General features: G+C 67.0%; 13 protein-coding genes and 1 pseudogene. 9 read left to right on the top strand and 5 right to left on the bottom strand.

Annotation, left to right across the window (positions count from 1 at the left end; all coding sequences use genetic code 11):
* Positions 1–71 precede the first annotated feature (71 nt).
* The 4 genes from OG595_RS44970 to OG595_RS44985 all read right to left on the bottom strand — a co-directional run bounded on the left by OG595_RS44970 (position 72) and on the right by OG595_RS44985 (position 2,329).
* On the bottom strand, positions 72–584 hold the full coding sequence (locus OG595_RS44970; RefSeq protein ID WP_329266594.1) for a hypothetical protein: 513 nt from the start codon (positions 582–584) through the stop codon (positions 72–74).
* Between the two features lie 149 nt (positions 585–733).
* The gene (locus tag OG595_RS44975; protein WP_329266592.1) at positions 734–952 is read right to left on the bottom strand and encodes a hypothetical protein; all 219 of its coding nucleotides are present in this window, start codon (positions 950–952) and stop codon (positions 734–736) included.
* Between the two features lie 36 nt (positions 953–988).
* Positions 989–1,147 carry a hypothetical protein gene (locus tag OG595_RS44980; RefSeq protein WP_329266591.1) on the bottom strand — a complete coding sequence of 53 codons (159 nt, stop codon included), beginning with the start codon at positions 1,145–1,147 and terminating at the stop codon, positions 989–991.
* Positions 1,148–2,089: 942 nt separating this feature from the next.
* The gene (locus OG595_RS44985) at positions 2,090–2,329 is read right to left on the bottom strand and encodes a hypothetical protein (RefSeq protein WP_329266589.1); all 240 of its coding nucleotides are present in this window, start codon (positions 2,327–2,329) and stop codon (positions 2,090–2,092) included.
* 61 nt (positions 2,330–2,390) lie between these two features.
* Between OG595_RS44985 and OG595_RS44990 the strand changes: the two genes are divergently transcribed.
* From OG595_RS44990 to OG595_RS45015, 6 genes and pseudogenes are all read left to right on the top strand, one after another.
* Entirely contained in the window at positions 2,391–3,020 is a 630-nt protein-coding gene (locus tag OG595_RS44990) for a hypothetical protein (RefSeq protein WP_329266587.1), read from the top strand.
* Between the two features lie 463 nt (positions 3,021–3,483).
* Positions 3,484–4,212: pseudogene (locus tag OG595_RS44995) on the top strand (GmrSD restriction endonuclease domain-containing protein).
* Entirely contained in the window at positions 4,209–4,493 is a 285-nt protein-coding gene (locus OG595_RS45000; protein ID WP_329266585.1) for a hypothetical protein, read from the top strand. The pseudogene OG595_RS44995 and the gene OG595_RS45000 overlap by 4 nt, the downstream one beginning before the upstream one ends.
* A 1,169-nt stretch (positions 4,494–5,662) precedes the next feature.
* Positions 5,663–6,145 carry an RNA polymerase sigma factor gene (locus OG595_RS45005; RefSeq protein WP_329266583.1) on the top strand — a complete coding sequence of 161 codons (483 nt, stop codon included), beginning with the start codon at positions 5,663–5,665 and terminating at the stop codon, positions 6,143–6,145.
* 323 nt (positions 6,146–6,468) lie between these two features.
* Entirely contained in the window at positions 6,469–6,822 is a 354-nt protein-coding gene (locus tag OG595_RS45010) for a DUF742 domain-containing protein (RefSeq protein ID WP_443073316.1), read from the top strand.
* A gap of 527 nt (positions 6,823–7,349) precedes the next feature.
* Complete coding sequence (locus OG595_RS45015; protein ID WP_329266581.1) at positions 7,350–7,865, top strand: hypothetical protein; 516 nt, start codon at positions 7,350–7,352, stop codon at positions 7,863–7,865.
* Between the two features lie 241 nt (positions 7,866–8,106).
* Here OG595_RS45015 and OG595_RS45020 read toward each other — a convergent pair whose 3' ends face one another.
* Positions 8,107–11,103: a tetratricopeptide repeat protein gene (locus OG595_RS45020; protein WP_329266579.1), complete on the bottom strand. Its 2,997-nt coding sequence runs from the start codon at positions 11,101–11,103 to the stop codon at positions 8,107–8,109.
* A gap of 98 nt (positions 11,104–11,201) precedes the next feature.
* Here OG595_RS45020 and OG595_RS45025 point away from each other — a divergent pair, with 98 nt between their 5' ends.
* The 3 genes from OG595_RS45025 (at position 11,202) to OG595_RS45035 (ending at position 13,728) form a co-directional block, all read left to right on the top strand.
* Positions 11,202–11,693, top strand: a complete 492-nt coding sequence (locus OG595_RS45025) for a hypothetical protein (RefSeq protein ID WP_329266577.1) — start codon at positions 11,202–11,204, stop codon at positions 11,691–11,693.
* A 656-nt stretch (positions 11,694–12,349) separates the two neighbouring features.
* The gene (locus tag OG595_RS45030) at positions 12,350–12,577 is read left to right on the top strand and encodes a hypothetical protein (protein ID WP_329266575.1); all 228 of its coding nucleotides are present in this window, start codon (positions 12,350–12,352) and stop codon (positions 12,575–12,577) included.
* Between the two features lie 74 nt (positions 12,578–12,651).
* Entirely contained in the window at positions 12,652–13,728 is a 1,077-nt protein-coding gene (locus OG595_RS45035; RefSeq protein WP_329266573.1) for a hypothetical protein, read from the top strand.
* Positions 13,729–13,820 lie beyond the last annotated feature (92 nt).

The raw sequence follows: 13,820 nt of genomic DNA on the forward strand, positions 1-13,820 counted from the left end.
GTCCGTACGACGCGACGGAATCGCCTGAAGAAAGCTCCGGTAGGTCGCCGACCTGCGCGGTCAACGTCCATTCATTGGAGGGTCTGGATGACCGCTGCCGCCAAACTGGCGAGGGCGGCCACGGTGGCTGCTGCTAGCAGCCACCGAATCGATTGGGTATGGAAGCGGGTGTCACGCTCGGCCCTTGCGCGTTCGGTCACGTAGTCCAGGAGCGCGCGGAGCGTTTCAGCATCCAGTTCCTCGCCCGTCCCATCCTGAGTGGGCTCGGGGTCGCTGAGCGATGCCGTGTTATGTGCACCGGCTGGTTGGTTCAAGGCAGGGTCTGCACCCCGTGGGCGGCGTCGTGCATAGCGCGCGTGCAGGGTGAAGGAGTGTTGGGGTCCAGCGTCAGTCGGATAGAAGTCGGCGCTCTGGCGAAACAGGCCGGGAAATCCGTTCAACGCGCAGGTGACAACGTCCTCAGCTAACCCAAGATCCTTTGAAAGGCCGTTGGGAGAGCGGCTCCGCCATCTCGTGAGGGCCATGTAGGTGATGAGGGCGATCAGCGTGTCCAGTTGAGCCTCGTAGCGTGCCCTGTCATCCACCCAGGCAGTGTTGCACCCTGTAGCCGGCCTTGGAAGGTGGCCTCTGGCGGGGATGGACACCGGCGCGGCTTGCCCTCGAAACCCGCCCCCGCCACAGCAGGCTCGAACGCTCAACCCGGCGGGAACGCGACCACTTCGCTCCGAAGTACTCACTTGGCAAGCAGATCCCACATCACGTCGAACCATTTCTGCCAGTTATCCACCTTCTCGTAGGTCTGCGAGTGCGGGTCGTCGTCCTTGATGTCGTAGGTGAGCGGGGCGCCGACGCCCAGCACGTCGATCGTGTCAGCAACTCGTGCTTGAACACGCTGGGCAGCGCCTTGTCCGCGCAGTAGTCCCCACCCGTTCCCGTGGACATGGGTCCTCACTCCGTCACGGCTCACCTGACCGTTTGTAACGCATGGTCAGCCCACACACCAGATCCCGACAAGAGGCCCATCACGCCACCTGTCCTGGTTCGCCGCCCCGAAGGGACCTATGGATGCCGGGAGCAGATTCTCGGCGGCGTGGGGCACCTGGGCGCCGATGACGTTCGCCGTCAGGGACAGCATGGCGGCGAACATGGTGAGGAATCCTGCACCCCCGCTCCGGCCAAATCCAGAAATAGGGCTGGACCGAATCTCGAACCTGCTTCCGGTAAATGGCTCCACCCACCGCAGACCTTGACAGGAGGACAGATCTGGGTAATCTAATCCTTGTTCAATGCGCGCCAAAATAAAGCAGCCAGACTTCACCTGCACACAAACTGCGGCGCACCGCAGTGGCGGTCCGACGCTCTTCCACTCCCCCAGTTTTCCTGGTATTATGGAGGCATGTTGAAACACGGAACTTAGCGCTAGCCGCGCACACCCAGGCGTATTCAGCCCGGAACGAGCCAAGAGGCTCGCACCGGGTTCCTTTTTGTCCAAAAAAGGGACATTTATGTAAATTTACAATTGGAGAGTGAGAAATTATGTATAAGGTAAATTTCAGCAAGAAGTCGGGCAGTGAGAGCCCTGACCAGCAACTTTGTAACTCCGGCAACTGCGGACAAGCCCCGCGGTGGAGGATGTGGGAGTCCAGGGCAGCAGCGGAGCTTGGACTTGAAGCGGCGCGCATCAACCGCGGAACGACCTGGCTGAAGGTCCTGGCGGTCACAATCGCCCTAGCGGGGAGCCTGCTCACCCTCTCCGCATGCTCCAGTGAATTCAATATCAATGTAAACCCGACGACAATCACCATTCGGAGTGAGATTCCACAGAATTCCGAAATTCCAGAAATTGCGACACCGACTGAAAGGGGTAAGCGGAATTAGAAAACCCCCTTTATTTTTCTTGACGTCGAGCTGTGGCTCGACTTTATTTATGCCTTTTTCTGGCAGGGGTGAATATTTTCTATACGGAATTTCAGGTCAGTCTTTGTGGGGTAGCAGCACACAAGCCGCTACCCCACAGGACTGTTCAGCGTGCGTGGACGACCTCGATCGGGCTGTTCGGACAGTTGGTGAGGATGTCTGCGAGAGCCGTCTACTCGACCGGGTCGGCGCTCAGCCTCCAGCGGGTCTTGATGGCGATCCGATCAGTGGCGTACGCGCACCGGTAGCCGGCTGCCGGTGGCTGCCAGGTGGCGGGTTCCTGGTCACTCTTGCTGCGGTTGCTGACCTGAGCCGACCACGGGCGGGAGTGGGAGTTCACCGGCCTCGAACCCGGTGGCAGGACGGTGACAATCGGGACGGATCCGTAGCGGACGTACAGGGCAACCGTCACGGGTGGTGGTGGGTCGTACGGGGGGCAAGGGCGCAAGCCCGCGCATTCGACCGGGGAACCAATGGGGGAGACCATGCAGATCCGTACCCGAGGCATCCGTACCACCGTGGCCGCGCTGGCGGCCGTGGCCGGTGTCGCCGCAGCCGCTGTCCCGGCCGCCGCCACCACGCCGGCCTCCGACACGCCCCGGTTCCTGGAGCCGGCCGACCTGCCGCCCTACCCGTCCTCGCCGTGGTACGCCGGAGCGGTCACGGCCGGCCAGCCCGACCCGCTGCCGATGTGCGTGGGCGACGCGCTGCCGTCCACCACCACGCACCGGGAGTACTGGACGGAGTACGACACCAACGCCCAGCAGCTCACGGTCGAGGGGCGCAGCGAACAGTGGGCGAAGGACTTCGCGGCGCTGCTGCGCAAGGACCTGGCCGGCTGCGCGAAGAAGCTCATGCAGCAGGACCCGGACATCACGGCGACGCAGAAGTACTACGGCCGGCTGAACGTCGAGGAGGGCGCCGACGTCTACGGCATCCACACAGCCTCCGCCTGGGGCTCCTCCGACATCGGCCTCTTCTCGGTCGGCCGCGACGGCGCCACCGTGACGGTCGTCCGGTGGGGCCGGATGGGCACCTTCCAGCACGCCCAGGTGGCCGACTTCAAGGCCACGACCGTCACGGCGGTGAACAAGCTGTACTGAGCTTTCTTTTTCTTCCGGTCTCGAACGGCGTCTCGAACGGCGTCTCGAACTGAGTCCTCACCTGGGAGTTCGCCGGACGTGGGGGCGGCCTTCGTCTGATCATGTGCTCCGACCAAGGTGCACGTGACCCCGACGAAGGCCGTGAGGTGAGTCTGCTGCCTGATGTTGCCCGTAGGGAAGCGGTCGCGGAAGCGTCACGCTTCCCTACGTTGTTCTGCGGGACGTGGTGAGCCCCTCGTATGGTTGACCCGCCCAGGGGCGTCGGGTGTGGCTTTCACGCTTCTGCCACTTGTGGCTTGCCCGGATTGGCCGCCCCTCTTCTCACGGATGTACGGCTCACCCGACCGTCAGCCACCACCGCTCACCTCGTAGGGGTGAGCGGTGCGCTGCAGTGACCGGGCGGGTGGTACTGGGCGGGTACGCTGCGGCCCGTATGGTCCCCGGCGGGAGGAATCAACAGGTCATGGGGCGTCAGCAGTACTGGTGGGGGCGGGGCTTGGCGGCCGTGACCGTATTCGCGGTGGCCGGCTGCACGGCCATCGACGATCCGGCGGCACCTCAGCCGAGCGACGCCAAACCGTCGGCCTCGGCCTCGGCCGGGGCACCGGGCGGCGAGGCCGGCACGGGCACGTTGCCGGGCGTGCCGTCGGCTGAACAAACCCGTACCGAGTTGGCCGGGCTGAAGGTGGCGCCGAACGGCTCGATGTCTGGTTACAGCCGCGCCAAGTTCCCCCACTGGGCCTCGCAGGGGGAGTCCTGCGACACCCGCGAGACAGTGCTGGAACGCGACGGCGCGGACGTCAAGCGGGACGGCGAATGCCGGGCGGTGTCCGGCCGGTGGGTGAGCGTGTACGACGACAAGGCGTTCACGGACGCCTCGGATCTCGACATCGACCACATGGTGCCGCTGGCGAACGCCTGACGCTGCCCGCCAGTCGGCGCCAACACGCGGACGCAGGAGAAGCGGAAGGCGTTCGCGAACGATCTGACGCACTCGCAGCTGCTGGCCGTCTCCGCCGCCTCGAACCGGTCGAAGGGCGACCAGGGCCCGGACGAGTGGCAGCCGCCGTCCAAAACGTACTGGTGCACCTACGCCCGCGCCTGGGTGTCGGTGAAGTCCACCTACGGACTGTCGGTGACCGAGAACGAGAAGACCACGATCACCGACATGCTGGGTACCTGCTCCTCATGAGCGCACACCCCTCACCGCCGGAGCAGATCGTCAGCAAGGTGAAGGCCGGTCCCGGCGGTGCGATGACGGACGAGGTCGGTGTCATCACCGGCGACCTCACCATCACCACCCGCCTCCTTGACGACGGACGCGCCCACATCGCCATCCAGTACACGGACGCAGACGAGTGGTACACCCTCACAGGCAGCCCCGTCCCCGCGCCGCCGCAGAGCCTGGCTGCTCTCCACGAACAGATCCTGGAACGGGTCCGCCACGGCGGCAGCGCCGAAGCCCCGCGCTGATCCTGTGGCACGTGTGGTTCTTCTCTTTCCGTGGGACTCCGGTCCGGCGACAGCGGGCCGGTTTGAGGCCTTCCTGGGGACGGAGAGCCGGCCGCATACGCTAAACTTGATCTTGAGCTGGTCGCCGCAACTTAGGATGGCTGGTTGCGCGTTGGTGGTCCAAGGCAAGACGCCCCGCTTCCTGCGGGGAAATGCAGGTGCAAGGCCTGCCCGGCGCTCGATATATGGGGCCCGTCCGTACACCGGACGGGCCCCGTTCGTTGCCCGGCGGGAGAACCCGGGCGGCTGCGATTTCCCTGTTCCGGCGTGCGATGCGCTCGGGGGTGTGGCACCGTGGCGGTCAGTACGGCCCGCCGTTTTCCCCCGAAACGGCGGGCCGTTCGCGTTCTGCAGGCCCGGCCAGGTGCCGCTCCGTCAGACGTTGCGTATCAGGACCGGCCGCGGGCGACGGACGGGCGGGGGTGGCCGGTAGCCGGGCAGGGAGGCGAGATGCTCGCAGACTCCGCCGTACTGGGGAAACGCAACCCCCCAGCAGCGACCCGTTCCCGCTGACTGAAGAGGAGGAAGGAAGAGGACCGCGCACACAAAGAGCACGAGCGTTCCCTCCGCTCTCATACCCAGAGCCACGAGCCGGCCCGGCAGGCGAGTTGACGTGCAGACAGAGACGCTGGTGAGGCTGGTCAGTGAGCTGGGTAGCGCCGTCATCGGTGCCGGAGAAGCCCTGCTGCTGGCTGTAACCGGCTGTCCGGGTACGCGGCGGAGGCCAACCGCTTCGGCCGAGACTATGGCGTTGAGCACCGTCCCAGGACGATCGGCCACCAGGTAGTCCACATTCGGTCACCTGGCACGCGCAGACCCCGACCTCCATGTGACTCACTTCACTTTTCGCGCGAGTGGTCTCCGCAGGCTCTAGGTAGGTATGACGGAAAGCCACCCGCAGCTCCCCGAGCAGCCGGATCCGGTTCCCGAACCGACCGCAGGCTCGGGACACAGCGAAACAGCCAGCTTGGTGTTGTTGATCAACACCGTTCTGGGAGGTCTCGGGACTCTGTACGTGACCACCAATTCAGTGGCAGTCACGCTCACTTCGGCTTTACTGGTCCTGCTGATTGTCGTCGTGAAGCGCAGGAACGGGTGCGATTCGCGTCCGGGCCGGAGAGGCGATCGGAGTGGACAGTGAGTCCGACGGTTTCACGGCGTTCTTCGAGAGTCACTATCCCCGGGTGATCGCCATGCTGGTCGCCCACCGCGGTTTCGCCGAGGTCATCGCGCAAGACGCTGCTGCCGAGGCTATGACCAGGCTGGTCCAGCACTGGGGGAAGGTGCAGGCCCCTCAGGCATGGGTCCGAACCGTCGCGTTCCGGGTGGCTTGCCAACTGGCGGGGAATCAGCAGGCCGGGCTGTCGGAGAGGGAACTCGTTGACCGCGGGTCGACGCAGGACCTGGTCGCGGCGGAGCTCGCTCTGGTCGCAGGAACCGCAATCGCGGCTCTGCCCCGAAGGCAGCAGGAAGTCATGACGCTGACACTGGTTGACATGACTCCTTCGGAGATCGCCGAAGTCCTGGGGTGCACCCCGGCGCAGGCGAGGGCCAACCTCGCCCACGCGCGCCGGACCCTGAGAAGCGCGATCCGGATGGACAGGGAGGCATGAAGATGGATCCGACACCCATCGGCGCGTCCAAGCCGGCCGATCAGGATGCCGCCTACGACCGGCTCGTCGAACAGTATTCCGCACCGGAGACCCTTTCGGCTGCGCTCGAACGGGTCACCGCCGAAGCTCGCCGACGGGCCGAAGCCGAGGAAGCGGCAGCGGGCCGGCCATCTGCATTCCCTGCCGAGGACACTGCGGATGCGGGCCGTGAGACGAACCGGCGTCTTCACCGGCACGGCGACCGCCCTCGCCTGCAGAACCTGCGAGGCGGTGGATCAGCTGGTACCGACGTGTACCCCGCCCGTTCCGGTGCGGCAGCAGTCGTGGGAGCAGTAGACGAACAACGTTCGCTCGCGCCATCCGTGATGACCGGCGGACGTACCCGGCCGCGCTACCTCCTGGCCATCGAGGCGCTCGTCTCCACCGCTGCTGAACCTCACCAGTGGGCGGGGATGCTGCCTGAACACCAGAGGATCTGCCGACTGTGCCAGGAGATCAGGTCGGTCGCTGAGATCGCGGCGCTCACCGATGTGCCTCTTGGAGTTGCCCGCATCCTTGTAGCTGATCTTGCGGAAGCAGGAATCGTCGATGTTCACCAGCCGCAGGCCGCCGAGGCCGGTAGCGCCCCTGCCGTAAGTCTGCTCGAACGGGCTCTCAGCGGGCTCCGCAAGCTTTAGTCGGCCAACAGGTGCAGTCCGAGGCAGCCGCGCGGCTGCCTGTCGCCTGGTGCTGAGGAGGCAGCGCCGGGCGGTGACCAGGGCGTGCCAACGTTCGCGGGCGGCCGACTCGCCGTCGGCCCAACGGGCGTCGGCCTGCTGCTCCGAACGGCGGCGAAGTGTCCGGGGTTGACCTGGCCCGGGTCGCGTTGATCAGATCGGTCGGCGCCGTGGTGAGGGGAGGGACTGCTCCCCAGCCGGTAGCTCCGCCCCAACCCCGGCCACGCTTGAGTAGGCAGCAGGGCGCCTCCCTGCTGATGGCCAAGTCCCGGCATAAGAAGCCGGAGTCAGAGATCGCCTCAGGGGACGGCTTGAAGTAGCGCGGACGTTCAGCTGACCAGCCTGCTTGCCCCCCGGCGACGCGCGCTGCTGACCCTGCTGTGCATGAAGCCAGCTTGCGGCTGTACGCTTGCTTTTCGACGCAATCCTTGGATGCTATCCTTGGATTTATATCTTGGCTTCAATCCAAGGATTGCTACCTTGGCTTTATGTCAAGCAATGAGAAGCCTCGTCTCATCCCGACCGGCAAGTGCTGGTGCGGCTGCGGGAAGGACGTCGGCCTAGGCAAGTTCTTCGCCGCCGGCCACGACAAGATCGCCGAAGCCGCGCTCATGGCCCTCAAGTACGACGGGTCCGTCGCTCAACTGCTCCACGCCCACGGCTTCGGCTCGCACCATTCCGTCCGCTACGCCGCCGTCACCGATCCGGACTGCTCGTGGGAGAAGTGCGCCGACTGTAACTACAGCGGCGCCCCTGCCAGCATCGCCAACCACCGCAAGAAGGATCATCCCGACCGGCATGTCCTCGCCCAGGCGATTCGCGCCCTCGGTGGCACCTGGGATCCGCAGCGCGCCATCCAGGCTCTGGGCGACCACGGTCACGCGTGGGAAGACCAACAGGCAGCGGAGAAAAGGGTCCGGCAGATCCTGCGCGACCTGTGCGCAGACGGGCTCATCATCAAAACCGACCATCAACGGGCTGTCTACGACCTCGTTCAGGAGTAGAGCCGGGGAAGCTGCGGTACTCAACAGGCGCAGATGGCTTGTCACTATGGTGGCCAGCAAGCCACCCCTCGGGTCCCTCCACGTCCTGGATCATCAGGCCCCTCGCGCGCAGCTCCTTCGGGGCTGCGTGCGAGGGGCCTCTCTGCTGCTGCCTGCCGTTCGCTTCTCCGTCCATCGAGGTCAAACCGAACGGCAAGCAGCGGACGTACTGACCTCACACGGCCCTGACCTGAGGGAAAGGTTACGACGCAGCTTCTGATCTTGACTCTGAAGCTGTGTCCGATCCGCCGACGGCAGTCGCGTGTCCATCGCTAGTCGGTCGCACAGACCCCGTCGGAGCTCCCCGGGGCTCCAGGATGCGGAGAATGGGGGACAGGAGCCTCAGTGACCAGGCGGTCCGCTGGGTGTCCGCGCCTTCGGGTGGGTCGTTGAGGGCGGTGGTGACGCGGCGCAGCAGTCGGAAGCCGCCGGTCAGCAGCCGAGGGCTGGGGCGCAGGGCGAGGACGGAGCCTGCTTGGTGGGTCAGACCTGGCCACTGGATCTGGTGGCTGAGGAGCGCTGCGAGTCTGATCGTGGCCGTGAGGGGGGCGCGGTTCGTCGGAAGATGCTCCCGCAGCAGTTCAACGAGGGGCCGGGCGATCTTTCCTTCCGCCTCCGCGATGCCGAACTGGATATTGAAAGCCCGAGTGAGGTCGTTGACAGCGTCTTCGTACCGCTGCGCGTACAAGCGGACCATGCTGCGGCCCGCCAGGCACCACGGCCATTGCGGGTGCTCGGACAGGGCCTGGTCGAAGTCCTGTTCCGCTTCGGCGAGCCGCCCCGCCTCCCACAGCAGCCATCCGCGCATCGCGAAGGCGAGCTCATACGCGTCGTCGAGGGAGATCGCGTGGTCGAGGTCGGACAGGGCTTCGGTGTCGCGGCCCAGGCCGTGCAGTGCCCAGGCTCTGAAGGTGTACGGCCAGGCTCGGCCGCGTAGGCCGTCCTCGTCCGGGGCAGTTAGGGCGCGGTCGACCTCCTGAAATGCCTCCGCGTGCCGTCCGACATCGAGGAGCAGGCCAGCGAGTTGGGCACGGTACCACCCCGATCCGGAGTCCAGGTCGGCTGCTCGCGCCATGTCGTGGACCGCTTCGTCCCACCGCTCCAATTGACTCAGGCATCGCGACCGCTCCGCGTAGGCCCAGGTGTACTCCGGATCGATGCCGAGCGCGCGGTCCAGATCCGCCAGCGCCTCCTGGTATCGCCCCTGAGCGCGGTGGAGTTCGGCGCGGCTGGCGAGGGCCCAGTCCTGCTCGGCGTCGAGTTCGACTGCCCGGTTGAAATCGGCGAGCGCTTCGGTGCGGTGCCCGGCCGTCAGGTGGACGCGCCCCCGATACACGTGGTTCCAGGCGCCGCCGGGGTGAGCGCGAATCGCCTCGTCCATGTCGGCAAGGGCGTCGTCGGCGTTCCCCATCTGCTGGTGGATGAGGGCCCGCCCCACCAGGGCGTCAGCGTGCTGCGGCTCCAGGACCAACGCCGCGGTGAAGTCGGCGAGCGCCTGTCCGTACCGCTCGGCGCGCCGGTGGAGACGCCCCCGGACTATTCGGGTGCGCAGTTGTCCCGCGGTGTCCATACCGGAGTAAGCGAGCAGTGCGTCAAGGACGGCCATGACGGCCGAGGCGTCGTCCCGGGACGCGGCGGTCAGCCGGTCTCCCCATTCGGCCAGGCCCTCGTCCGCGCTGTCCGTTGCGGCCTGAGCGAGCAGCTGCGCCCAGCGCCGGGCCGTGCCGCTCCCGTGCTCGCAGGCACGGACGGCCTCCGTGAGTGCTTCCGGCAGAGCGCGGCGCGGATCGGCGCACAGGCGGTGGTAGGTCTCGTTCGACCGGTGCTCGCGCCAGACCGTGTCGCCCCAACGTTCCGCAGTCGGCACCACCTCCTCCCGCTGCGCCCGCCAGGTGTGGAAGGTCTCCGCGAGCAGGTCGTGCGCGGCATGCCAGCGGGCGGGTGACTGGGTGCGCTGCAGCCGCAGCATGGGAGCGCGTACGACGTCGTGATAGCGGCACCGCCCGGCCTGGTCGGTGACGAAGGCGAGTCGGCGCACCCAGGAGTACTGCTCGGCGGCCTCAGGCGGGGCAACGGCACGGTAGACGTCCTCGTCGAACTGTAGAGGCAGAGCCAAAGCAAGGGCGGCGGCCCGACGCGGGGGATCCGTCTCCCATTTCAAGAACCGCTCCACCGCCGTCCCTGACGGGTCGCCCACAGTATGGGCCGAGTCGGGCCCGGCCTGCGCCAACGTGTGGACCAGTACGGGGAGTCTGCCCGACAGGCGCAGCACGACCTCGACGACCCGTTCGTCGGTGACGCCCCGCAGTGCCAGAAGCGCTCGCGCCTCCTCCTCGGTGAACACCTCCAGCGGCACCTCCGTGACCAGGTCGAGCCAGTCGCCCCAGCTCCGGGCATCCAGACGGCCCTGTCCGGACAGCACGATCTGGACGTTCGCCGGCAGTACGCCGTGCACCTCGCCAAAGGCGATGTCGCGCAGCCACTCGTCCAGCACCGGTCCTGTCCGCTCGTACACGTCGAAGAACAGCACCACCCGTGGCCGCCGCCGCGCCACCTCGGCCAGGTCCTGAAGGAACACCGGGGTCAGGCCGCGCACAGGGTCCATGACGAGCCGTACGTCGTCGTGGGATCGCAGCCGTGCGCCGAGCGCGGCCCGCAGCCGGTCCGCGCCCTGGGCTACCTGCTGCGGATCGACCGCGCCGGCGAGCGCCCCCACGACCGGCACCATTCCGAGGCCGACGAGACCCACCTGCGCGGCGACCGACCCTGAGAGCGAGGCCGCGAGCGGTTGCGCGGCACTACCGTCTTCCGCGGGCATCTGGGTGTCCCGCGCCGACTGCGTCTCGTGGTGGCGCTGGCGGAACGTCGCCAGCAGCTTGTCGAACCGGCGCAGCTCCAGGCCCTGACGGCCCAGCCGCTCACCGATCTCCTCCATCGCCTCCACGGCGCTGTGCACACTGTCGTCGAGGTAGACCGTGGTCGCGCACTGTTCGAGGGCGACCGCCTCCCACTGCCGGACCAGCGAGGTCTTGCCCACACCGGCGTTGCCGCGCACGTGGAGAAGGAACTGGTAGTCGTCGCCTTCCGGATCCCGGACCAGGTTCTCCCGGAACGCGTTCATCTCCCCGTGCCGGCCCACGAAACCGCTCCGGCGACGACGCCGGATCAGCTCCTGCCGCGACGGTCGCTGTTCTGCCATCCCGCACCCCCCGGCCGCCAGTATGGCAAGGTGCCCCGCGGCCTGGACCCGGATCATGACGTCCTCCCGCCGCCGGGCGGACACCCCAACTCCATGCCGTGGCCAGTGAGTCGGTCCGGCCGGTCCTGGAGGCTGAGATCCGCAAGGTTCGTCCCGGCTACACCGCCGCTGTTCTGCAGTCCTTCCGTGAGGAGCCGGAACCGAACGGGCCGGGCATGCCGGTGTTCGGGTGGCGTCTTGTCCACCCGGTCGGCCCGGACACCACCTGGGAGGACACCCGCGATGCCGCCGCGTGGAACACCTCCCAGACCATGGTCGGCTGGCTTGGCTACTACGACCACGTCCCCGAGCTCCAGCGGACCGAACTTGCCGGCCTGCTGCGCAAGCACGGTGTCCCAGTCGTGCTCTGCGTGGATTGCGGCGAACCCATCACCGACCGCCACCCGCGGTGGACCGGCGTCTGGGTCACGCCCGACAGTGAGTACGGCCCGGTGTGCGGAGAACCCCACGCCCGTCCTATCGCTGCCAAGCCTCTGCTCGGGACGTTCACCGACCAGGACTTCGGCGCCCCACACCGTCCCGACGCCTGAGAACACGACCGCAGGCGCGACGATGGAGCCGCTCTGAGCATGCGGCAGGGCCCGGCGGAATCCGCCGGGCCCTGCCCTCTTGCCGTACGCCCTTCAGCCCGCGAGAGTCGTCATCGTCGGGCGGAAGGAAGTCCAGTGGCTGACCTGTTGGCCGTGCCACCTTGCGGAGGTGCCCCGCTGCAACGGGGCCTCCTGCGTTCTGCGGTGCGTGTCCGGACCGTTGGACCTGCGCCTCTCCTGTACGCGCATGCGCGGCCCGCGGGCCGCGCGCGTCGCGCACGTGGGAACGAGTTCAAGAATGGGGGGATAATTGACCTCGGCCAAGAGCTGTAGGCAGACACTTTCCCCTGTCCAAGCGCCATCCCGCTTGACCTGCACTGATGAGGCAGATTCGCGGGTTGTTAAATCCGATGGCGAACCATCCTTTGAAAAATTCCGTTCCGACCTTTAAATAACAGGTCGGCGCTTTATTTATGGTCTGCCTCCAATGGGAACTGAATCGGCATTGTCAGGCGTAAGCGTGGGTAACGTGGGATTCGCTGACACCTGTGGCTGCAACTACTGGCGTGAGTCAAGTCCCGTGCCCTGCAAGGCACTTGAGCACCAAGTTCCGGACCGCTAGCTGACCATCCGCCTCCTGTTGGGAGTCAACTTCCTTGTCGTTCCTGCTTCCTGAGCCCGTTCCTGCTGAGCAGAACGGGCCGTGCGCGCACACCCCGGCGAGCACTGCCAAGTCCTCGCCGCTGGCCTCCTTACTCCTGCTGGTCATACTCCTGGCCGCGCTGTTCGTCCTGCTCGCCCGCGGGATGAAGCTGGAGGAGGCCCTCGCCATCCTGGGGGCCGGCGGTCTCCTGGCCGCCGAACTGCGTCAGCGTCTGCTCTGACCCGATGCCCTGCCGGGGCCCGTCTCACCGACGGGCCCCGGTCCTGTTCCGGGCTCGGGAAGGAGATGGACGCCGTGGCCCGTCCCATGAAGCAACTGCCCCACACCAACGACCCACTGGTGGCCTTCGCACGCGACCTCCAGGCGCTGCGCAAGGAGGCCGGTGACCCGCCGCTGGCGATGATGGCCGAACACAGCGGGCTGTCCACCGCGACGCTGTCCAACGCCCACGCGGGCAAGAAGCTCCCCACCTGGGCAACCGTCAACGGCTACATCCTGGCCTGCGGCGGCAACCCCGAGAGCTGGAGCGCGCGCTGGGAAAGCCTGCGCCTGGCCGCCGCCGGCTTCTCCGGCGATCTCTGCCGCGAGGCACTGAGCCGCTGGGAGCGCACCGGCAACCTCACCCCGCCGCACGCCGTCGACGAAGCCCAGCTGCGCGAGCTCCTGAAGACGCTGCTGGACTTCAACGGGCTCAGCCACCGCACCCTGGCCCAACAGGCGCCCGGCTATTCCCATGTCACGTACGGGGCCGTCCTGCGCGGAGCACGCCCGCTGAAGGCGAAGATCCTCTACCAGATCCTCATCGGCTGCGGCGTCCACTCCCTGCGGAGCCAGGAGGCGTGGTTCCACCTCCTGAGCAGCTTCTCCTGGAGGGAAGGCGTGGAAGGCGGCAAGCTGCTGGCCCGGGTGGACCGGCCCCTGCGGTATGCCGGCGACATCGACCTGAAGATGCTCAAAGCCATCCTCGAACGCCTCGAGCGCGGCCGCGGGCTGTTCGCCGCCGACATCGTGTCGTACGACAGCATCAACGCCCTGCGCACCGCGTACGAGGACATGCTGGCACTGCTGCTGTCCTCACTGCAGCGCTCCCACGTCCAGCTGCCGCCCAAGCTCGGCTACGCCTTCAATCGGGTCGTCGGCGAGCTGCGCAACAGCTCGATCCCCAACCCGGCCGCCATCGCCGCCCTCGTCCCGCTCGCCATGCCGTTCCACCCCCGCCTGCGCACCCGGGTCGTCATGGCGCTGAAGAACGCGGGCGAACTGCTGCACCGGGCAGAGACCGGCGAACTGAACATCCGGGGGATGGCGGGGCTCCGGCTTCCGCTACCGCCGCCCCTGCACGTCCAGCGCACCACGCCAACCGCCTCGTAGTTCCCGAGCGCGTGACCGGAGCCGCGGTCTCAGCCGGCGGTGCGGCCACTGCGCGCTGTACCCCCGCGCGGTAGGGCGGCAGTCGGGTAGGG

It is taken from the genome of Streptomyces sp. NBC_01451, assembly GCF_036227485.1.
Lineage (GTDB): Bacteria > Actinomycetota > Actinomycetes > Streptomycetales > Streptomycetaceae > Streptomyces.

Excerpts from the sequence above, each read along its gene's own strand:
- OG595_RS44980 (WP_329266591.1), bottom strand. The coding sequence starts at position 1,147 with ATGTTCGCCGCCATGCTGTCCCTGACGGCGAACGTCATCGGCGCCCAG.
- OG595_RS44990 (WP_329266587.1), top strand. The coding sequence starts at position 2,391 with ATGGGGGAGACCATGCAGATCCGTACCCGAGGCATCCGTACCACCGTG.
- OG595_RS45000 (WP_329266585.1), top strand. The coding sequence starts at position 4,209 with ATGAGCGCACACCCCTCACCGCCGGAGCAGATCGTCAGCAAGGTGAAG.
- OG595_RS45015 (WP_329266581.1), top strand. The coding sequence starts at position 7,350 with ATGTCAAGCAATGAGAAGCCTCGTCTCATCCCGACCGGCAAGTGCTGG.
- OG595_RS45020 (WP_329266579.1), bottom strand. The coding sequence starts at position 11,103 with ATGGCAGAACAGCGACCGTCGCGGCAGGAGCTGATCCGGCGTCGTCGC.